Origin of the sequence: Mesorhizobium sp. M0244 (assembly GCF_040321795.1) — a bacterium.
Classification (GTDB): Bacteria; Pseudomonadota; Alphaproteobacteria; order Rhizobiales; family Rhizobiaceae; genus Mesorhizobium.
This window is the reverse complement of sequence record NZ_JAMYSE010000113.1, coordinates 1-19,824: the sequence shown is the minus strand read 5'-3', so window position 1 is coordinate 19,824 and position 19,824 is coordinate 1. Positions and strand designations below refer to the sequence as shown.

The following is a 19,824-nucleotide window of genomic DNA, read 5'->3' as shown; positions in this document are numbered from 1 at the left end:
TCCCGGTGCCCCACGTCCCGGATGGGCTCACCATAAGGCCGTTCCAAAACAAGAACAGCAGGACGAAAAGGCACCACAGATCACATACCGGATAACGGCCAGGTCGAGAGAATGAACCGGACCATCAAGGACGCCACCGTCAAGCGCTTCTACTACGAGAGCCATGACCAGCTACGCACCCATCTCGCCGACTTCGTTGCCGCCTACAACTTCGCTCGCAGACTCAAGACCCTCAAGGGTCTCACGCCCTACGAGTTCATCTGCAAGGCGTGGGCGTCACAACCGGAACGCTTCACCCTCAATCCGCTCCAGCAAATGCCGGGACCGAACAACTAGAGCACGTCCTGTTTAATCCGGCTCATATCCTGCGGCTTTGAAGTAGTTGGCACATTCGGCTGGGGTGAAGAGGTCGACGACCGCGCCGACCGCGTCCCAGAGAGCCTTGATGGTTCTCTCGGCCTTTGCTCGCAGCAGCGCCTTGAGTTTGGCGAAGGCGTTCTCAATCGGATTGAAGTCGGGACTGTAGGGCGGCAAGTAGAGCAGGCTCGCGCCTGCGGCCTCAATCGCGTCGCGCACGCCGGCGGCCTTGTGGGCGGGCAGGTTGTCCATGACGACTACGTCGCCCTCCGACAATGTTGGGACCAGCACCTGCTCGACATAGGCCAGGAACACGTTGCCGTTCATGGCGCCGTCGTAGACGAAGGGCGCAGTCATGCCCGTCAGCCGCAGCGCTCCGGTGAAGGTCGTGGTCTTCCAGTGGCCATGCGGCACGCCGGCCCGGCAGCGCTCGCCGCGCGGCGCTCTTCCACGCAGGCGGGCCATCTTTGTGGAGAGGCCGGTCTCATCGATGAACACGAGCTTCGCCGGATCAGATCGAGCTGGCCGTCGAACCAGTCCCGGCGTCGCTTCAGGATGTCGAGGCGACCCTGCTCCAGTGCGTGCGCGGACTTTTTTTGAATGTCCAGCCGTGACCGCGAAGCCAGGCGCTCAAGGCGCTGCGGCTGATCCGCACTGACTGCTCGGCGACGAGCCGCTCCACCATCTCGTTCAGCGTGATGTCCTTGCGCTCCTCGATCAGCCCGACGATGAAGGCTTCATGCGCATCGAGGCTGGAGGCGCGGCGGCGGCCCTGCGGGCGTGGCGCCAGTTCGCCGATCTTCGCCCGCGCAATCCAGCGGATCGCGCTGGACACTCCCACGCCGAACCGCGCCGCCGCTTGCCGCGCCGACATGCCCTCGTCCGAAGCCTTCAAGACCCGCGACCGAAGATCACCGCTCAATGCTCTTCCCATCGTCCACCTCCATCGAGGTGGATGTTGAATCAGCACAAAACGCAGCCGTCACATCACAATCGATTCATCGATCACAGGACGTGCTCTAACGTTAGACCGTCAGAATCTCACATTAACTGCAGCGAGCCAAGCGCGAATCTCAAATTAAATGCAAATTCTCAAGTTAAGTACAAGGCTAAGGGCTTGCAATCATTAGGCGAGCAGTCTCACCTTTAAATACAGCGCGACAAAGGGCGCCCATGCCGTACTCGTCATGGATCACGCCGGATGGCACACCACCGCAAACCTCAGCATACCGGACAACATCACCCCGATCTTCCTGCCGTCGCGCGCGCCGGAGCTGAACCCGGTCGAGAACGTCTGGCAGTATATGCGCCAGAACTGGCTCTCCAACCGTGTCTTCGACAGCTATGACGATATCATCGATGCGGCCTGCGACGCCTGGCAGAAACTCCTCGCAGCTTCCGAGACCATCACATCAATCGGGATGCGCCAATGGGCCCATGTCGGTCAAACCCCATGACTCTTGGTATTAGGGAGACCTGTGGTATTAGGGAGACCTGTGCGCGGGAAGCATTTGCATTGATTTTGTTTGATCTTTTCGGCTTCAGCGTAAAGGGCGCAACGATATCAGCGCCGACGTCGTCGGCTGTGTCTTTTGACGCTCTCGTGTGAGCGTCAGTGGTGTTTTTGCCGCTATCCAGCCATAGCGATGACCATGACCTTCAAACTGCGTTTCATATTGTAGGCGATGGCGGTGAGGCGAATTTGAACGCCTGCCTTTGCAAGCCCTCGCCATCGCATCCGGCGAAGGCCGTAGCTTCGTTTCCATGTGCCGAAAATCTTCTCGATCCGGCCACGAATGCGGTGGATCGGTTGGTTCCAGGCCTCAAGGCGTGCCCGTGTTTCGGCTTCATCCCGTCCCCACATGCCGGTGGCGACGATGCGTGGCGTTCCACCCTTGGCACGCACCGCGTCGCCGAAATGGTTGCCGCGATAGGCGCTGTCGGCAAACACCTGGCCGGGGTTGTCAGGCAGAGCATCGGGACCGGCCTTGCCGTCGTTGATGTTGGCGGGCGTGACAGCGATCTCCTCGACCAGAGCTGTATCGGCGTCGGCACCGACATGGGCGTTGAAGCCATGAACCGCTGGTCGGCCCTTATGCTTGACCCAATGGCCCTCTTCGTCATCCTCACTGGCCGAGGCGATGATCGTCGCATCGACAAGTGTACCGGTCTTCACCTGAATCGCTTTGGCCTTGAGCTGGCGGGTGATCTCGTCGAACAGCGTCTTGTCCAGACCATGGACCACAAGGGCCTTTCGAAAACGCACGAAAGCCGTTCGCTCAGGTGTCGGCTCTTGAACCGAAAACCCGCAGAACCGTCGGAACGATCCTCTGTCGTCCAGCGCTCGGCAAGCTTGACGTCGGACAAGTCGTACCAGATCGACAGCAGCATCGCCTTGAACAAGGCCTCTGGCGGCCAGGCAGGCTCGCCCTTCGCAGAGCAGGAAATCACACAAAGGGCCTGATCGATCGGCACCCAGTCAATCAGTCTGGCAAGCGCATCCAAAGACGAACGCTGGCCGCGATCAACAGCAAAACCAAACTTTTCCTGACCGATGCGCCGACGTGACATCGCATCCCTCAATCCATTGTACTTATTGAGAGAATCACAGATCAACACGCCAGTCCAGACACCCGCGCACAGGTCTCATTAGCGCTCCACGCTGGACGAAGGCTGCGCTGCAAGAGGCAGCCATGAATGTTCGATCAGAGCGCGGTGAAGCGCCCTAACAGCGTCGTCAAAGCGGGATTCATCAACTATGAAGATTATATCTACGCTGCGCATGAGCTGGTGGATGCCTAGGACCTCTATGCAAGCATCTGCTAGCGCTTGCACAGCAATGGCCGCTAGGTTCTGGAGATTTAGGTCGCTTCCGATGGCTGAGACAATGCTCACCTTCTTTGTAACAATATCAGCCGTCGGAAAGCTTTCCTCTAGGGCCTGGACAAGGGGCGCGATTACGTCGGGTGCCGCGGCTATATAATGCGTGATGGTATTTGCGTTTGATGCCTTAGTGACGACGCGGACGTCATAGCCTTTCAACTTCTTGAGTATCTCCGCATCATAGTCGTTCCCACCCACCATATCCTGCTCGAAAAACTCTAGAGCATACACTCCTCTGAGGCCGGTGATAATCTCTGCCTGCGGTGTGTCAGAGACGTAGTCGCGCGTAATGACGGTTCCTTCGTCCCCAGGTTCGAAGGTATTCTTGAAACGAAGAGCTATATTCGCATGGCGCAACTCCTTGGCTGCAGCCGGATGTATCACCTCCACTTCGAGGTTAGAGAGCTGATCGGCGACATCATAGTTGGTGTGGCCGATGGTGCGGACCCGTTCAATGCCGACAATCTTGGGGTCGGCTGTCGAAAGATGGTACTCCTTGTGGATTATTGCCTCCTTGGCGCCTGTGCGTACGGCGATCCGGGCGAATGTAAACTCGGTGTAGCCACGGCCATAGAGCCGCACCAGGCCAGCTGGGCATCGGCTGTAGCCCGTGATGATCGGCAGCTGCTTGCCGAGGTCGATCGCGGATAGCGCCGTCTCGATTCGCTCGTCAAGGCTTATTTCAGTTTCGTCACGCCAGCCCGTCATGTCCACAAAGATCGCCTCCACGCCAAGTGTCCTGAGGAGCAGTGCCGTGTTGTGGGAACTGTGGGCTTCGCCCTGCGCGGCGAGAACCTCGCGCACGGTATGCAAGTGCTCTTCGAGCCTGAAGGGGCCATTTGAGCAAAGCCGCTGCAGATCCAACAGGCAGCCGCGCACTCCTTCGATGCGGTCGCGAACAAAATCATCGGCGACGCGCCTTTCCGGCGAGCGGCCGAAGACTTCCGCATTGATCCTCCTCATCTCACGATGGACCTCTGCGATCGCTTCGACCAAAGCCGATCTTGATCTGTCGCCCGCAAAGCGCGCATAGGCGCCGGGCTTGCCGGTTTTCTTGTGCTCGAGGAGCAGATCGGTCATTCCACTATAAGCGGATACGACGAATATACGGTTGTAGAGTGCGCTGCCCTTGCGTCCTCCGATTAGGACGTTCTTGAGTACGGCAGCGGTGTTGGAGATCGACGTGCCTCCGATCTTCTCGACAGTGTGGGCGTTAGGCTCGCGGTTAGGCAGGAGATTCACCTCAAATCCTTTTCGGCGAGGTAGGTTGGTCAGTTGACAACCCGCGGCACCAGCGCGCCGTCCATACGTCTTGCATGCGCGCTGACGTCCATACGTTCTTCTCCTTCTGACGTAGCTCGTAGCGCTACCATGCCGTGCGAAGGTTCTCCGAAACGCCAGCCATGGGAGGTAGATCGAATCCACGCGTCGTCGTACTTTCCTGGTCTGCGGGTGTGCTAGCGCAGGGGAAGCCATGGCCTCTGGCATGACGAGCGACCGCGGTGAGGCGAAGGAGCCGAATACGCTCGATGTCGACGCTCATTAACCTTCTCTGTGGCGAAATCAGATCGCCTCAGTTAGAGTCGAGAGGATATGCGCCGGTCTCACCATGCACCTCGCTGCCGGCCAAGGAAGGTACAAAGACGTAGGCCAACACCAATTCGATCTCGGCCCAACAGGTAGGCCTCATGCTTATCGAACGCGTAAATGATGTTCGGTCGCACGACATGGACCTCATCCGCCTGCGGATCCTAGATAGAACCCGTTCCTGAGATGCAGTAGATCGCCCCAAGGTGGTTCCGAAAGTGCATCTTGAGCCCGGGCGTCCGAATAGATCCTAGTGATATGCCCATCCCATCGTTCTTGAGGAGCATCCGCCCGCTTTCCCAACTCGTCGTCTGGACCCGCCCGGCTGTCAGTTTCTCCTCATTAAAATCCCGGACGATCATGATTCACCTCTTACGCTGCCGTGTTCACGGTGCTGCCAATCACGCTGTCGATAGCGTCCTCGATGATGTCGAGCCCTTGGCAAAGCTGATCCTCGCCAATGACAAGAGGTGGCAGACACTTCACAACCTCGTCATAAGGACCAGCGGTCTCCACAATGAGGCCCCTCTGGAAGGCGGTGCTGATGACTTGCCCGGCTACCTCGCCAGACTTCAGATCGATGCCCCGCATCATGCCACGACCCTTGGCTGACACTCGGCTTGGGTCGTACTTCTGCGCGATCTGATCAAGGCGAGTTTTCAGCAGGTTGCCTCTCTTGCTGACGGACGCTGCCAAGCTGTCCGTTCGCCAGAAGTGCTCCAGGGCTGCCCGGGCGGTCACAAAAGCATGGCAATTGCCGCGGAACGTTCCGTTGTGCTCTCCGGGCTCCCACTTGTCGAGTTTTCGATCAATAAGAACGAGGGCCATAGGCAGGCCATAGCCCGATATCGATTTGGCCATTGTGACGATGTCCGGGCGGAGACCGGCCGCCTCGAAGCTGAAGAACGCATCGGTCCGGCCAATTCCCGCCTGAATGTCGTCTACGATCAGTAGAGCTCCGTGTTTGCGCGCAATGGCCGCCACCTTGCGCAGCCATGCCATCCCGGCGACATTGAGGCCGCCTTCGCCCTGGACTGTCTCGAGGATCACCGCCGCCGGGGCGTCCACGCCGCTGGAGGGATCGGAGAGCAGCCGATCAAGGTAATCGGCGGTGTCTACAGCGGATCCAAGGTAGCCGTCATAGGGTAGCCGCGTGACGCCGCTGAGTAGCTGGCCGGCGACTGCGCGGTGGTATCGGTTGCCCGTGCACGAGAGAGCGCCGAGGCTCACGCCATGAAAGCCATTGGTGAAGGCTACAATGTTGGACCGACCAGTGATCTTACGCGCTAGCTTGAGGGCAGCCTCGACCGCGTTGGCGCCGGTCGGACCGGGAAACTGTACGACGTAGTCTAGTTGTCGCGGCCTAAGGATCGTCTCGTGGAATTCTCGCAGAAAGGATTCCTTGGCTTCGTTATACAGATCGAGGCCATGGGTGATGCCGTCACTCGCTATGTAGTCTGCGAGCGCGGACTTCAGCTCAGGGGGGTTGTGCCCATAGTTTAGACTTGAGCAGCCCATGAGAAAGTCGAGATAGGCTGTCCCATCTCGCGCAAACAGCTGAGCCCCCCGTGCCCTCGCGAAAACGACGGGAAAGCTACGGGCGTAGCTGCGCACTTCAGACTCAAGCTGGTTGAAAATCGCGAATTCCTCCTCGCGATCTGGTGCACTTTGGACAATCATCATTGCTTCCCTCGGCTGGGCAGACCCACGAGAACCGTTGCGGGGCCAAGGGAGAACTGGATGTTGCGTGGCAACGAGAAGCTCTGGCTGTCACTGACCATTCGAATCCTCCAGGCGAACACTAGTGCCGCATCGCGTGGCGTTTCACGAAGAGAACTTCTCAAAAGTCATGCCAATTGCGCCGAGGGCGCCTTAGAAATATTTTTCTGAGTTTAGTTCAATGACTTGACCCGAAGTGCAGCAGGCAGCCCGCCGAAAACAATGTGTCGCGGATTCGACAGACACGACAGTAGGTGTCGGTTGCCCGGCGTTTTCTCAGGAATGGCGAAGGGGTTTAACAACGCGCGACTGAGAGCGGATCACATTGCGATCGGCGCTGACGACGGAGCATGCTACAGGCCGGAAATTGAACTGATATAAGTGCGTCAAATGGATACTTAGCATGGCGTTCCTAAGACTCGATCCGATCGATCTCAAAATCCTCGACGCCATCCAGCGCGACGGGCGCATCACCAAGCTGGCGCTGGCCGACAAGGTCGGCCTGTCGCCAACGCCGTGTTGGATGCGGCTGCGCAAGCTGGAAAAGGCTGGCATCGTTTCGGGCTATCGCGCCAGCGTCGCCATGCGTTTGATCGCACCTGTCGCCACCGTGCTGATGCAGGTGACTCTGGCCAGCCACCGCCAAGCCGATTTCGATCGCTTCGAACGCATCATCCGTGACATCCCCGAGGTCGTCGCCTGCTGGTCGGTGGGTGGCGGCGTCGACTATGTGCTGAAGGTGATGGCGCGCGACATCGATGCCTATCAGCGGCTGGTCGACGGCTTGCTCGAGCGCGAGATCGGCATCGACCGTTACTTCACCTACATCGTCACCAAGACGGTGAAGGACGAGAGCGTCGTGCCGGTGGCCGACCTGCTGCCGGCGCAATCGTAACAAGACCCCAGAGATATCCTCTTCCCGGGGTGCACAATAGAGAGACTCTCTCTACGGGCAGGCATCCAAACAGCCTCTCTGTCCGCGCACTGCGGATAGCCTTCCCGTATCAGTCCGACCCGGGAGGTCTCGACCATGTCCGCGCACTTTGCCCGCACGATCCGCCATGACGCGCTCGATCGCCTCCTCGACCGCCGGCTGCTGCGCGAACTCGCCTATGTCGACGGGCACTGGACGGCGAGCGAGGCCGCCGAAAGCTTCGAAGTCACCGATCCGGCCAGCGGCGCCACCATTGCCTTCGTTGCCGCGCTTGATGCGCAGCAAACGACAGAAGCGATCGATGCCGCTTCGCGCGCCTTTCCCGCCTGGCGGGCTCTGCTGCCGCAGGAGCGCGCAAGGATCCTGCGAAAATGGTTCGAGCTGATCGTCACTGCAAAAGACGACCTCGCGCTGCTAATGACGCTCGAACAGGGCAAGCCGCTGAAGGAGTCGCTGGGCGAGATCGACTATGCCGCCTCCTTCGTTGAGTGGTATGCCGAAGAAGCGAAACGCCTGAACGCCGAGAGCGTCACCAGCCACCTGCCGAACGCGGAAATGATGGTGCGGCGCGAGCCGCTCGGTGTCGTCGGCGTCGTCACGCCTTGGAACTTTCCGTCAGCGATGTTGACCCGCAAGGCGGCGGCAGCACTCGCCGCAGGCTGCACCATCGTCGCGCATCCGTCCTCGGAAACGCCACTGTCGGCACTGGCGCTGGCCGAACTCGGCGAACGTGCCGGTCTGCCGGCTGGTGTCTTCAACGTCATCACCGGCAAGGCTTCGACGATCGTTGGGCGCATGTGCGAGGACGCCCGCGTTCGCGCCATGAGCTTCACCGGCTCGACCGAAGTCGGCCGGTTGATCGCGGCGCAAAGTGCGCCGACGATGAAGCGGCTGGTGATGGAACTCGGCGGCCACGCTCCGCTGATCGTCTTCGACGATGCCGATATCGACAGAGCTGTGAGCATCGCTATCGACGCCAAATTCGCCACGTCAGGCCAGGACTGCCTTGCCGCCAACCGCATTTATGTGCAGCGTTCGCTTTACGACCGGTTCTGCGCCGCCTTCGCTCGACGCGTCGAGATCTTGCGGATCGGCAACGGGCTTGCCGATGAAACCGACATCGGACCGCTGATGCATGAGCGGGCCGTCAAAAAGGTAGAGGAGCAGGTTGCTGACGCGCTCGTCCGCGGCGCGCGCTGCCTTGCGGGCGGCAAGCTTCACGCGGCGGGATCGCTGTTCTACCAGCCGACGCTGCTTGTGGACGTGCCCGACGAGGCGCTGATCATGCGCGAAGAGACCTTTGGCCCAGTGGCAGCGGTGACGCCATTCGACAGCGAGGATGAAGTGGTCGCGCGCGCCAACGCCACCGAATACGGCCTCGTCGCCTATGTCGTGACCGAGAACGGCGCCCGCCAGCAGCGCATGGGCCGCGCGCTCGACTACGGCATGGTCGCCATCAACCGGGTCAAGATAACCGGCGCGCCGATCCCGTTTGGCGGCGTCAAGCAGTCCGGCGTCGGCCGCGAAGGGTCTCGCCACGGGCTCGAAGCCTTCACCGATCTCAAATACCTTTGTCTCGATGTAGCCTAGGTGTTCGGTCCGGCATGTGATGGATTGGGTTTAGCCTGAAACCTTTGCGGCTGCTCAGTCCAGATTTTGCAGATGTGCTCGAAGGGGGTTAGGCCACTGATTGTGCAGAAGTCTGTCTACCTCATGGCGAGAAAAGCCAAGCCCCCGACCAAGCGAGGTAAGCGGCGCTCGAGGGTCTCTTGCGCCAATGATGTTTGAATCGGGACTGTCATTGTTGAGGGTAGCCGCGTCCACAACGCCATAGCCCCCCCATGGACGAATAGGCCTAGCCAAAAAAACATTGAAACACACGATTTGCAAGCCATTGAGGGTACTCTGTACGCCCTGTGGATCTACTTCCCGGTTCCGTCCGCATCCACCGGGTCGTGACGACGCGGCTCGATCGTCTGATAAATGCGGCGGGGCGGGACACCGAGCCCGGCAACCTTTCCTGCCTCACCTGCCCGTGTCCCGTCCTCGTAAGGCTGGAATGGCGAGCCACCGTTGAGGTATACGGGCGCCCGTGGATCGCCGCTTTCCCTCCGCTTCATCACTTTGTGATATGTTTCGGGCGGCGGCGTCATCTACCGTTTGATGGATGATCTGTTGCAACTTTCGGCCTTAACACTCCGACTGAACACATATCCCACAGAGCGCCAGGCCTCCAACATCGGTAGGACGATAGGAGCAAGCTCGTTCTGATCGGGAAGAAGGGTCTTTTCGAATGTAGTTCCCTTACCTGCGGGAACGAGCAAGCCGAACGTTTTCATGGCCTCGGATCTGGTTGGAATGCTCGACGGTGACCCGGACCAGCCGGGTGCGTGCTGCCACGAGCGTGCGGGTCATCATGCGTTTGGCTCACACCTCTCGGTGGGAGGGGCTTTGCCGTCATTCAACAATGTCGTCGGCTTTCTCGCCGGTGGCGATGCGCATGACGCCGACGGCGTTGACGATTACGTCGGCAGGGGCGCTTCTGGCTTTCAGGTCCGGTTGGCATTTGTCCTGCCTTTGTTTGGCGGACATGCCGGCAAATCATCGATTTCAGGCTGATAGCCCTTTGCCTCGTATTCGCTGGCAGGGATCTCCAACTCCTTGCCGTCGCCATAACGAATCCAAACGCTATCCTGCGTAGCCCATCCGTCTTTGATCTTGCAAACGCCAGCTACCATGCGAAAGCTCCTGGCTTTCCGCTAAGCTTAGCCGCTCTCGCATATGGCTTCAAACGCGACTGATGAGTTTATAGATCTCATCCTGATCGCCGCGCCGCACTGTTCTGCGGTTCCGATCGCGGCGGACAGCGCGCTGCCGTTCTCTACAGCCTGATCGTCAGCGCCAAGATGAACGATATCGATCCGCAAGTCTGGCTCGCCCACGTCCTCGCTCGACTGCCCGCCTATCCAGCCCATCGGATCGATGATTTGCTGCCGTGGAATTGGAGACCCGCAAAACTGCGGACCCAACCAGCGGCGGCCTGATCATGCAGCGCAATAAGGTGCATCACATCTACACCGTCGAACGTGTCGCCAGGGACCTCGGCGTCAGCGAAGAGCTCATCCAGGACCTGACCCTCGGTCTCGAGCCCGAGGATGGCGTGATCTGGGTGTACGGGGCTAACGATGACGACGGGATCTTGGTCTTCACCGATGAAGGCATCGAAGAGGTCGAACTCCTCCTCGAAGAACATCATCGCGTCTCCCCATCGAAAGCTTGACCCCAGCACCGCGGTGCTCAGGTCCTCATGGCATCGGATATGCACGTCTGCGGTCTTCACCGGATGCGTAGTTACAGACGATGCGGAGGAATGTTGCGGTTATGCAGGGCAGGCGAGACGCTATTCACCGAGTGCGACGATGCGATCCGCGTCAGCTCATACGTGATGCTGCAGGCCACGCTGCTAGGTCTCGATGACCGGATCTGGCGGTGATCGATGCGCTACGGCACCGTCGTGGTTAGCTGGATCCGGTTTGCGCCCGCCACAAGCGCGCGTAAGCACCTTCAGTTGCCAGCAGATCAGCATGCCTCCCCTCCTCAATAAGCTGTCCCTTGTCGAAGACCACGATCTTGTCGGCCCTACGAATGGTGCTGAGTCGATGAGCGATGACGATTATGGTCTTACCGGCCCGACGAAGATCTTCAATGATTCGCAGGACAAACCCCTCGGCTATCGAGTCGAGAGAGGAAGTCGCTTCGTCGAGGATCAGGATCTCCGGATCCCGGTACAGAGCCCGAGCCAACGCAAGCTGCTGCTTCTCGCCACCGGAGAGGCGTATACCATTCTCGCCCAAATAGGTCTGGAGACCGCCGGGCCAGCGCTCGATCAGCTCTCGTAGCCCTATTTGATCGCAGATGTGCAGGATCTTCTCGATGTCCGGCTCGAACTCGCCAAGGGCGATGTTCCCGACCACCGAGCCCGAGAACACATCGACCGATTGCGGCACAGCAGCGATAGCCTTGCGCACGGACACTGTTGAGAGATCCTGGAGGGCAAAGGGACCGATCCGGATGCGTCCTCCCTCAAGCGGGTAGACATTCTGCAGCAACGCCGCAAGGGTGCTCTTGCCCGAGCCGCTTTCCCCCACCACGGCCGTCATCTCGCCCCGGCGGAAGGTGACGCTGAGATCGTGGAAAAGCTCCGGCTGCGAACCATGGCGGAACGTGACGTTCTCCAGGCGAATATCACCAAGGTCGGACTTTGTGGCATCGATGCCGCCGCCGCTTGTCTCCTGCTCCAGGTCGAAGATCTCAAACAGGCGATCCGCTGCGATGAAGCCATCCTGAACGATCCGATTAGTCTGGATCAGATTGGCGACCGGCCGGATGACATAGCCGAGTAACGTATAACAGGACAGTAACTCGCCGGGCGTGACGGTTTGATCCAGGGCAAGCGTCGTTCCGAACCACATCAGCACGATGGTGAATAGGGTCGAGAGGAAAGTCGAGGCATTATCCCCGAAGATCGAGATGAGACCGGAACTGTGGACTGAGTGCAGCATCTTGATGAAACGGATCTCCATCTTGAAGTTGGCGAAACTCTCCACGCCGGAGGTCTTGATTGTGGAGACAGCTCCGAGGGATTCCACCAGCTCCGCCTCCAGGTTGGCGGCATCCTCCATAATCGCGCGCTGGTGCTTCCTATTCAGCCGGTTGATGGTCCAATAGACCAAGAGATACAGCGGAATGGAGACCGCCACGACCAAGGCGATCTTCCACGAGTAGATGCACATCAGCCCGAACGAAAATAGAATCATTAGCACGTCAACGAATATGTTGATCGAGACGTCGTTCAGGAAGCTCCTGATCTTCACCGCGTCGTTCATCCGGGCGATGATTTCGCCCATGCGCATGCTGTCGAAGAACTTCTGGGGCAGGTTTAGAATGTGCTTGTAGTAGCCGAGGATCAAGTGGACATCGATCTTCTGCCCCGTTTGCAGGATAAGCCGGTTCCCGAGGAGATTGATCAGGATCTGCGCCACCAGGATCACCAGCATGACGAGGCTCATCAGGTTGAGCAGGTTGCGGTTGCCCGCTGTGATCACATGATCGACGATCTTCTGGACGTAGATTGCCGTCGAGAGCCCGAGGACCGTCGTCACGAGCGCCCCGGCGAGAGCCTGGGCCATCACCGCCCTTTGTGGCGCAAGCAGACGCGCGAACCGGGCAAGCGGCGTAATGGTCTCGTCGCGGCGCTTGAAGGTGGCTGCCGGAACCAGGAGCACCAGGACGCCAGTCCATTGCGTCTTGAATTCCTCGTGCGTCAGCTTGCGGATTTCGCCATAGGCTGGGTCCATGACGGTGACCCACCTCGCGTCGATCGCCTGGATGACGACGAAGTGGTGAAGGACCCCCTTGACGACGACGTGCGCGATAGCGGGCTTGGGGATCTTGTACAGGCTGTCGAAGCCACCCTTCACTCCCTTGGCGACAAAGCCCAGCTTCCGGGCCGCTTCCGTGAGGCCCAGTACGGTAGTGCCGGAGCGGTCGGTCGAGGCATACTGGCGGATGCGCGACAATGGCAGCTTGTGACCATAGAAGGCTGCGACAGAAGCAAGACTGGCAGCTCCACAATCGGTGATGTCGTGCTGCTTGAACTTGATAACCTTGCTCGACATGGCGGCTCGCTGGCTGTTTGGATAGGGAAGGATTAGTGGCCCGCCAGGAGGGGATTGAGCCAATCGTCGGCCTCATTGTAGAGGAGTTGCAGAAGAGTGCGTTCTGCCACGAGGAAGCGGGCCCGCACGGTCATGCCCTTCTTCAGATGACCGATGACCCCGTTCTTGAGTGCGAGATGGGTGCGAGAGAGTGCGCAGCGGACCTTGAAGACCGGGCTCATGTCGTGGAGGGTGAAGTCCTGCGCTACGCCGAGCACTGTCGCATCGATGAGACCCCATTGATTGTAGTTGAATGCATCCACTTGGAGCCGCACCGACTGGCCCTCCCGCACTAAGCCGATGTCTTTGGGGGAGACGTAGATTTCCGCCACCAGTTCGTCGTCCGGCGAAACCCAAGCAACGGTTTGCCCGGCCTGGATGTAGCTGCCGGGGGTCAGGCCGGTGAATTGCTCGAGTGCGCCTGACACGGAGGCCCGAATGTGGGTGAGATCCCGTTCCTTCTCGAGCTGATGCACGGCGGCCGTGAGTTCCTTGAGGCGCAGGTTAAGGTCGAAGAGCTGCTGGTTCCATTCGGCGGATTTGCGCCGGGCAAGGATCTCCCCCTGAACCTCAATGTTCTGGAGGGCGAAAGCCTTCTCGTCAACGGCCTTTGCGGGGGTCGCAGCAGCGGAGAGCAGTCGCTTAGCGCGGTCGAGTTCCGCCGCGGCATTACTGCTGGCATATTGGTTCTCCCGCAGCAGATTGAGAAAATGCGCCCGCTCCGCCTTGGCGGACTCGGTCAGGAGGAGGATCGGGTCCTTGGCCTTCGTGCCGGAGGAGATCAGGGTTTCGAGGTCACGGGCAAGATCACTCTTAGCGCGAATATCGCCTTTATACGCCCTGAGCTTTTCCTCAACCACCTCATCATCAAGGGCGAGAATCTCCTGCCCCTGGGCAACCAGATCGTTCTCAACGGCAAGGATACGGGAGATGCGTCCGGAGACGGGTGCGACCAGGGGCGTCTTCTCGACGGTGGGGCGAATGATACCGGCACTTTGGACCGAGATCGCTATGGTGATGAGTGGCAGCGACACCAACGTCGCAACCACAGAGAGCAAAATCAGCCGATAGATGATCAAAGATCGTCCTGATCGTCGGGAGAGAATGCTCTCTGCAGTGTAGCTGGCAACTTCAGGAGAAAGGGTATTTAGCTTGCACACTAATGTTCTAACCGTGTGTCTTCCAATCCAGTATAGTCGCAGCCACAACGCCTATTAATCCCGCCACCGCGAAAGCTATCGCCGCAAAAAAAGCCCACCCGCCCGAAATTGTGGATGCTTCTTCCGGAGCCAATTCAGTCACACCATAGTCTGACAGATCGACCTTCATTGCTGTCTCCTTTCCTAGAGATCAAATAAGATGAACCAGTCTGCCATTTAGCGGCTTTTGCCGCCGTACAACCAACATCAAGAGTCGTGCCAACCGCACAGGAAGCGACCCAGAGAACTGTTCTGGATGTTATTCAATGGCTTCACTGATAGCGCGGCGGCACGCCAGCCAGACGTCACCGTGTCGCGGATTCGACAAACCCGACACTGGTAGGGGCCAGTGCGGGTAGGTCGGATACTTAGGGATAGAGTCGAATATAGGTCTCCTGAGGGAGCTCTGCCTGCATGGAGGATATATTTCGGCCAAGCATTCTGCCGAGAGAACCGGCCTGTCAGGAACAGCATCTGGAACAGCATCTGGAACGCGCTGAGCAGCTTGCGGCAGTGTGGTCTTGTGTCAGCGCCCGATTGTACCGCGGAGATTTCGCTTTGATGCGTGCGATGATGTCTGGGTCTGAGACGAAGTCTTCGAGGAAATCGTTTCCAGTCATTGGTCGAGCGGCGGGCATGGGCGCCCGTGCCGTCGTAAACGCTGATGAGACTGCCGTAGGACAGATTGTCGTCGTTACAGACGATCGCCTCCAGGAGTTCGGGGTCCTCTCCGAGCATTTTCGCGACGTGATTGATGGTGAAGACGTAGGTTATCATCGCCATCAGGCGGCCTCGGCCCACGAAGGATGCGAGAAACAGCAACGCCGTTGCGGATTCTGGCGACATAGGCGACAAGGCGGGCCCCGACCCGGTCGCGCAGCACCAGCACCGCAAAGCCGCAAGCAGGGCGGCGAGACCGATCGCCCCGCCCCATGCAAGACTATCCCATGTCGTCGGATAGCCGAGTAGGAGGTAACCGACCGCCTGATTGGCGAGCCACGACACACCTGTTGCAGCAGGGCACCACGACGGGAGAGGTTTGCCCCGGCCACCGTAGCGATGGCCGGGAATGGCGTGGCGCAAGCGAGCACAAGGCTGAACGCGACACTGAGGGCCGCGACAAGGGCCGCCCAAACGAAATGCCTTGCCGTTGCCGACGTGTCATATGCCTTGCTCGTCTCATAAGCGGGGTCATAGTGCTGTCGCCCCCGCGCTTCGATGACATGCGAGGCGAAAACGAGCGCGGCACCAAGGGAGCGCTAGTGCGACAGGTCCATCGCGCGGGACTCATTCATTCGATCATTTCCAATTCGTGAATCTCGTCGGCACGTCCTGCCAAGCGGCGCGGAGTGCGCCTGTTTTGAAGTCGCGCGACGCCGTCTGATAGTAGGCAATCGCCTCGTCACGCAGCTGTGCGTCCACTGGGGCGGGACGTGAAGCGAGGGTGGTCGGATCCACGGATAGCTCTCGACCACACCCTTCGGACGCAGGACGAACAAAGTCCCGTTCTTCATGTACCCGAGCGACTGATAGTTGCTGATGAAGGCGCACTCGTTGTCGGGCTTGGACCCGTCTTTTGCCCTGCCGAAGAAATGGCTTTCGCCATTCGCACCCAGTGCACGGAGGATCGTCGGCGGGAGATCGATCTGGCTGACAAGCGTGCTGATATGCCCGGGCTTAACCAGGCCCGGTCCATAGAAGAACATCGGGATATGATAGCCGCCCACGGGAAGTTCAGTCTTACCGGCTGCAGAAGCGCAATGATTGTCAATGACCGTGGAATCGGGACCCTGTTTTTTCGCGCAAAAGGGACCCCAGCTTTCGGTGCTGAGAGGCACGCCGGTAAGCGCCCGATGAGGCGAAGCTGGTCGGGGTTGCACAGCCCGATCGGCGCGACTGATTAGCTTTCGGACTTCAGCTTTGAGAGCGGCTCTTGAAGCGCCAGGATTCGTTGCCGGTCTCGGCGAAGGCAGCTTCCTGGAAAGCGAAACCGCGGGGGAAGGGCAATGGCTGAGACGGCTCGGCCATGGTGGTGCTTCCCTTCTCGAGCCGATGGTTCGAGCGCTGAGCCTCGGTAGCGGTGAGCTCATCGAGATCGGCCAGCTCATCAAGCGCCTTGAACATCCGGATGGCGGCACAAGTATTGTCCCAACGGAGTTCCTCAAGCTGTGGGCCAGCTTTGTACCGCTCGTGGCTTCGAAGGGTGTACGCCAATGACCTATCGTGCCGAAGAGCATTTAAAGCTTCTCAAGCCCTTCCAGCGAGCCACGGTGGACTATGTTTTCCGACGTCTATTACGGATGCGTCGGCTATACGGCAATTTCTCGTCGCCGAAGAAGTCGGCCTCGGAAAAACCATCGTTGCACGGGGCGTCATTGCGAAGGCGATCGAAGAGCTGACGGGCAAAGTCGATCGGATCGACGTGATCTGCATTTGCTCTAATCAAGCAATCGCCGAACAGAACATAAAGTCTCTCAATGTGATGTGATCGGTTCGGCGACCAAACCGCTAAACACCCGCCTCACGCTGCTGCCGCTCGAGATTGGACAGGAGGGTGGAATCGCCTCACGGCCTATCAATCTTATCAGCCTGACGCCAGGGACAGCGCTTGATCTCAAGTGATCGCTTGGTACAGCGAAGGAGCGCGCCCTCATTTATGAGATGCTGAGGAAGAGGCTCGGTATCCCGCATGGCGGCGTGCAGCGCATCTTCCGTGGAGGTGTCATCGCCGAAAATTGGCCTGGCTGGACCGATTGGATGCGCAGCCAGAAAACTTCCGAAGAAATCTTCCAGAAGTTCAAGGCTGCTGTTGGGGCTGAATTTATCCAGCGAATCCGCGAGGCATCTGAACTGGCGAGAAGCAAGAAGAAGCCCGATTATCCTGCCGATCAGCGACCAGCTGTCATTATCGGGCAATTGCGCCGGGTCCTGGCACGACCCCGGTGACGCTAAAATCGAGCGCATGGTCCTGATCCCTCCGTTTAGTCGGGAGGTGGAGCGCTACGGGAATCTGAAAAAGTCTCTGGCTACCTATCGGTTGGCCTTTGGCCGGCCCCGGCAAGATGACTTGATCGAACTGTGTTCGACGTTCAGATCTGACGCCGTGGCGGAGCTAGCTGACTTACAAATCTCGCTCAGACCATCGAAGGTTGACTCCTTCCCCTGTTGATGCGGCGTTGGAATAGCCATCCTCGTTGGTCGGATCGCGCAACGGCAGCTTGATGCGCGCTCGTTTGACGGACCCAGGCCGACTTGCGCCAAGGCGGGACAGAGGCGATATGGGCTGTAAACCCCGAGGTCGGGTCGGATCTGCTTTCAGATGTCGGGCTCTGAAACGTCATCCCGATCGCTATCTGAAAACCCTGGCATGATGTCGCCCGCAAGCAGCTTCTCCTTGCTCAGCAGTCCGGCATCCTCGAGCGCCTCGAAATCCGGCAGGTCGCGCAGCGTGTCGAGACCGAACTCCAGCAGGAACTCTTTTGTGGTGACGTAGGTATAAGGCGCACCCGGTGTCGGACTGCGCGGACCGGACGCAATCAGCTTCGCGCCGCGCAGATGGCCGATCAGATCGCGGGAAATCTCTTTCGCAAAAAACGACGACAGTTCGGCACGGGTGATCGGCTGGAAATAAGCGATGCACATCAGAACCAGCACGTCTGGCTGCGTCAGGTCCACGGCACGCCCGTTGCCGCCACCGGCGGTGCCAAATGCACTGTGGATGGCGTCGGCATAGGCCGGCCGGGTCAGGTGCCGAAAACCGCCGGCGACGGCGACCAGGTCATAGGGCCGGCCGCGCAGTTCCTCGCGGATGTCGTCGATGAGGAGATCAATGCTGCAGGTCTTGCCAACGACTCGGGCGAGCGTTTCGCGGTTGACGGGCTCGCTGGCCGCAAAAATCGTTGCCTCGACGCGGTGCATCCACTCACGCCAACGCGCCTCCGGCGGCAGGTGATCCAGCTCCCGGTCAAACAGCTGGTCAGCTGATCGACGGTCATCTGATCGACCTTTCCCCCTTCTCGCGCGCGCCGCCTCGACCATCGATCACAACCCGTAAATACGAAAACTCGGACGGCCGGACAGTTCGCGCACGGCGCCGAGTTCGACCAGACGGTCGAACGCAGCCCACGGTCGCTCATGCCGGCGATCTTTTCCGAGGCAACGATCGCATCGTCGGACAAGAGCTTGTCGACAACAGCGTCCGCTGCCTTGGCCCTGAGTTTCGGCGTAATGGCAAGCAGCCGGTCCGCGCGGCGCTCGAGCTCGGCGGAAAGATCGATTGCGCGCAACGCGGCGCGCGCCTGCGCGGCAAGCAGATTTTTGGCACGCTCAGGATTTGTCTCAGTGCCTGTCGCCACAGAGCTGGCTGCCGATCGACGCGGGCGGGCGCTTGTCCCCAAGGCTGCCTCGGTGCCCAGCAGGGGCACTGCATTTGCCCACCCCAGCCGTTGCGCCAGCAGGGCGTCGGCGAGCCAGGCTCCAAGGACGCGCCCAAAGCCGTAGCGTTCGACGGCAGCGAAAGCGCCGGTCATCATTCCCACCGTCCCGTCACTGGCGGCGAGCTGGCGAAGATCGTTCGTCAGGTCGCGCACGCTCTCGTCGTCGCAGACGTGACCGAGATCTTCCAGCACCGCGACAAGATTGCTCTCCGTCAGCAATTCCTCCGCGGGCCGGGCCGCCAGCCGACGCCAGGCAAGCAGCATCGATCCGGCGGGACCGACGGACAAAAAATCGCCCGGTCGGGTGAGCAGCACGGCGTCGCGCAGAGCGCTTTCATCCTCGATGCGCCCCGCCTGCCGTGCCGTCACCCCGGCCGCCGAAAGCGCCAGGCGCTGCCGCCAGGCGCCGGCCCACCGCTCCTGCCGGCTGGCACCTGCGGCGAGCGCGAGGTCATCAAGGGCATTTAGCCCTATCCCTTTTCCCGCAAGGCTTTGCGCATCCGGGATGGCGCGGCGCAGCCAGGCCGGCACTGTTGCCATCGGCGCGGTCGAAGGGGCACCGCCAAGCGTGGCGTAGTCGCGCGGAGAGGATTTGGGACGCAGAATCATCGACAGCACGATGAATCATGGCGGCGCTTTTGGCAATTGATTTGCGTAACAACCGCCGCACCTGTCGCGTATTTAGAATGAATGATAAGCCTTATCGTTCGTTTTGTCCTTACATTAGCAATGGCCGTTGTCGCCCGCGTTTCAACGGTCGCAGGAGAGTTTCAGCGACCAAGACTGGTGGTCATTAAAGGAGGTTGGACGAACACGGTGCACGGGCATATCTGCCACAGACGCTTTCAACCCTGCGGGCGCAAGTCTGTCACAGGCCGGTAGAAGATCACACGCACTGACGGAACAAGCTGGTTGAGGTAATCGAAATCCCGAACATTGCCGGTCAGGACCGTCGCGCCCAGCAGACCGGCCTGGTGAAAGATCAGCGCATC

The 19,824-nt window shown here is 59.6% G+C and carries 15 protein-coding genes and 8 pseudogenes; 7 read left to right on the top strand and 16 right to left on the bottom strand.

The annotated features are described in order from the left end of the window. Positions 1-93: 93 nt before the first annotated feature. Positions 94-336, top strand: a pseudogene (locus NKJ08_RS34515) (integrase core domain-containing protein); the annotation flags it as partial. Between the two features lie 12 nt (positions 337-348). Here NKJ08_RS34515 and NKJ08_RS34510 read toward each other — a convergent pair. After that, positions 349-1,291: pseudogene (locus NKJ08_RS34510) on the bottom strand (IS630 family transposase). Between the two features lie 229 nt (positions 1,292-1,520). Between NKJ08_RS34510 and NKJ08_RS34505 the strand changes: the two are divergent. Continuing rightward, positions 1,521-1,814: pseudogene (locus tag NKJ08_RS34505) on the top strand (transposase); the annotation flags it as partial. A gap of 173 nt (positions 1,815-1,987) precedes the next feature. Here NKJ08_RS34505 and NKJ08_RS34500 read toward each other — a convergent pair. From NKJ08_RS34500 to ectB, 4 genes and pseudogenes are all read right to left on the bottom strand, one after another. Continuing rightward, positions 1,988-2,928 (bottom strand): annotated as a pseudogene (locus NKJ08_RS34500) (IS5 family transposase). 78 nt (positions 2,929-3,006) lie between these two features. Beyond that, complete coding sequence (locus NKJ08_RS34495; RefSeq protein WP_352785614.1) at positions 3,007-4,482, bottom strand: aspartate kinase; 1,476 nt, start codon at positions 4,480-4,482, stop codon at positions 3,007-3,009. A gap of 509 nt (positions 4,483-4,991) precedes the next feature. Beyond that, a complete protein-coding gene (locus NKJ08_RS34490) occupies positions 4,992-5,189 on the bottom strand; it encodes an ectoine synthase (RefSeq protein ID WP_352785611.1) in 198 nt (65 codons plus the stop codon). Between the two features lie 10 nt (positions 5,190-5,199). Next, a complete protein-coding gene (gene ectB, locus NKJ08_RS34485; protein WP_502906376.1) occupies positions 5,200-6,510 on the bottom strand; it encodes a diaminobutyrate--2-oxoglutarate transaminase in 1,311 nt (436 codons plus the stop codon). Between the two features lie 439 nt (positions 6,511-6,949). Between ectB and NKJ08_RS34480 the strand changes: the two genes are divergently transcribed. Continuing rightward, complete coding sequence (locus NKJ08_RS34480; protein WP_352785609.1) at positions 6,950-7,441, top strand: Lrp/AsnC family transcriptional regulator; 492 nt, start codon at positions 6,950-6,952, stop codon at positions 7,439-7,441. 135 nt (positions 7,442-7,576) lie between these two features. Beyond that, the gene (locus NKJ08_RS34475; protein WP_352785607.1) at positions 7,577-9,070 is read left to right on the top strand and encodes an NAD-dependent succinate-semialdehyde dehydrogenase; all 1,494 of its coding nucleotides are present in this window, start codon (positions 7,577-7,579) and stop codon (positions 9,068-9,070) included. A gap of 626 nt (positions 9,071-9,696) precedes the next feature. On the opposite strand, the pseudogene NKJ08_RS34470 reads toward NKJ08_RS34475, so the two are convergent. Continuing rightward, a pseudogene (locus NKJ08_RS34470) lies at positions 9,697-9,898 on the bottom strand (IS110 family transposase); the annotation flags it as partial. A 39-nt stretch (positions 9,899-9,937) separates the two neighbouring features. Further along, positions 9,938-10,072, bottom strand: coding sequence for a hypothetical protein (locus NKJ08_RS34465; protein WP_352785604.1), 135 nt, complete (start codon positions 10,070-10,072; stop codon positions 9,938-9,940). Positions 10,073-10,305: 233 nt separating this feature from the next. Here NKJ08_RS34465 and NKJ08_RS34460 point away from each other — a divergent pair. Both NKJ08_RS34460 and NKJ08_RS34455 read left to right on the top strand, forming a co-directional pair. After that, positions 10,306-10,524, top strand: a pseudogene (locus NKJ08_RS34460) (transposase domain-containing protein); the annotation flags it as partial. Then, positions 10,476-10,760, top strand: a complete 285-nt coding sequence (locus NKJ08_RS34455) for a hypothetical protein (protein ID WP_352785602.1) — start codon at positions 10,476-10,478, stop codon at positions 10,758-10,760. The pseudogene NKJ08_RS34460 and the gene NKJ08_RS34455, both read left to right, overlap by 49 nt. 238 nt (positions 10,761-10,998) lie before the next feature. Here the strand turns inward: NKJ08_RS34455 and NKJ08_RS34450 are convergent, their stop codons facing one another. The 6 genes and pseudogenes from NKJ08_RS34450 to NKJ08_RS34425 form a co-directional block, all read right to left on the bottom strand. Continuing rightward, positions 10,999-13,158 (bottom strand): peptidase domain-containing ABC transporter, encoded by a 2,160-nt coding sequence (locus tag NKJ08_RS34450; protein WP_352785599.1) that lies wholly within the window; start codon positions 13,156-13,158, stop codon positions 10,999-11,001. Positions 13,159-13,190: 32 nt separating this feature from the next. Then, entirely contained in the window at positions 13,191-14,276 is a 1,086-nt protein-coding gene (locus NKJ08_RS34445) for an HlyD family secretion protein (protein ID WP_352785597.1), read from the bottom strand. Between the two features lie 88 nt (positions 14,277-14,364). Beyond that, complete coding sequence (locus NKJ08_RS34440; RefSeq protein WP_352785595.1) at positions 14,365-14,526, bottom strand: hypothetical protein; 162 nt, start codon at positions 14,524-14,526, stop codon at positions 14,365-14,367. Positions 14,527-14,938: 412 nt separating this feature from the next. Beyond that, a pseudogene (locus tag NKJ08_RS34435) lies at positions 14,939-15,179 on the bottom strand (hypothetical protein); the annotation flags it as partial. A gap of 476 nt (positions 15,180-15,655) precedes the next feature. Beyond that, entirely contained in the window at positions 15,656-16,234 is a 579-nt protein-coding gene (locus NKJ08_RS34430; protein ID WP_352785593.1) for a sulfatase-like hydrolase/transferase, read from the bottom strand. 76 nt (positions 16,235-16,310) lie between these two features. After that, on the bottom strand, positions 16,311-16,520 hold the full coding sequence (locus NKJ08_RS34425; RefSeq protein ID WP_352785590.1) for a hypothetical protein: 210 nt from the start codon (positions 16,518-16,520) through the stop codon (positions 16,311-16,313). Positions 16,521-16,599: 79 nt separating this feature from the next. Here NKJ08_RS34425 and NKJ08_RS34420 point away from each other — a divergent pair, with 79 nt between their 5' ends. Beyond that, the gene (locus tag NKJ08_RS34420; RefSeq protein ID WP_352785587.1) at positions 16,600-16,884 is read left to right on the top strand and encodes a hypothetical protein; all 285 of its coding nucleotides are present in this window, start codon (positions 16,600-16,602) and stop codon (positions 16,882-16,884) included. Positions 16,885-16,961: 77 nt separating this feature from the next. Here NKJ08_RS34420 and NKJ08_RS34415 read toward each other — a convergent pair whose 3' ends face one another. The 3 genes and pseudogenes from NKJ08_RS34415 to NKJ08_RS34405 all read right to left on the bottom strand — a co-directional run bounded on the left by NKJ08_RS34415 (position 16,962) and on the right by NKJ08_RS34405 (position 19,441). Further along, the gene (locus NKJ08_RS34415) at positions 16,962-17,360 is read right to left on the bottom strand and encodes a hypothetical protein (protein WP_352785584.1); all 399 of its coding nucleotides are present in this window, start codon (positions 17,358-17,360) and stop codon (positions 16,962-16,964) included. A 351-nt stretch (positions 17,361-17,711) separates the two neighbouring features. Then, positions 17,712-18,434 carry an SMC-Scp complex subunit ScpB gene (gene scpB / locus NKJ08_RS34410; RefSeq protein WP_352785581.1) on the bottom strand — a complete coding sequence of 241 codons (723 nt, stop codon included), beginning with the start codon at positions 18,432-18,434 and terminating at the stop codon, positions 17,712-17,714. Positions 18,435-18,437: 3 nt separating this feature from the next. After that, positions 18,438-19,441: pseudogene (locus NKJ08_RS34405) on the bottom strand (DUF1403 family protein). Positions 19,442-19,824: the final 383 nt, after the last annotated feature.

Excerpts from the sequence above, each read along its gene's own strand:
- NKJ08_RS34440 (WP_352785595.1), bottom strand. The coding sequence starts at position 14,526 with ATGAAGGTCGATCTGTCAGACTATGGTGTGACTGAATTGGCTCCGGAA.
- NKJ08_RS34450 (WP_352785599.1), bottom strand. The coding sequence starts at position 13,158 with ATGTCGAGCAAGGTTATCAAGTTCAAGCAGCACGACATCACCGATTGT.
- NKJ08_RS34415 (WP_352785584.1), bottom strand. The coding sequence starts at position 17,360 with ATGCGCTCGATTTTAGCGTCACCGGGGTCGTGCCAGGACCCGGCGCAA.
- NKJ08_RS34490 (WP_352785611.1), bottom strand. The coding sequence starts at position 5,189 with ATGATCGTCCGGGATTTTAATGAGGAGAAACTGACAGCCGGGCGGGTC.
- NKJ08_RS34475 (WP_352785607.1), top strand. The coding sequence starts at position 7,577 with ATGTCCGCGCACTTTGCCCGCACGATCCGCCATGACGCGCTCGATCGC.
- NKJ08_RS34465 (WP_352785604.1), bottom strand. The coding sequence starts at position 10,072 with ATGTCCGCCAAACAAAGGCAGGACAAATGCCAACCGGACCTGAAAGCC.
- NKJ08_RS34480 (WP_352785609.1), top strand. The coding sequence starts at position 6,950 with ATGGCGTTCCTAAGACTCGATCCGATCGATCTCAAAATCCTCGACGCC.
- ectB (WP_502906376.1), bottom strand. The coding sequence starts at position 6,510 with ATGATGATTGTCCAAAGTGCACCAGATCGCGAGGAGGAATTCGCGATT.
- NKJ08_RS34425 (WP_352785590.1), bottom strand. The coding sequence starts at position 16,520 with ATGTTCAAGGCGCTTGATGAGCTGGCCGATCTCGATGAGCTCACCGCT.
- scpB (WP_352785581.1), bottom strand. The coding sequence starts at position 18,434 with ATGGTCGAGGCGGCGCGCGCGAGAAGGGGGAAAGGTCGATCAGATGAC.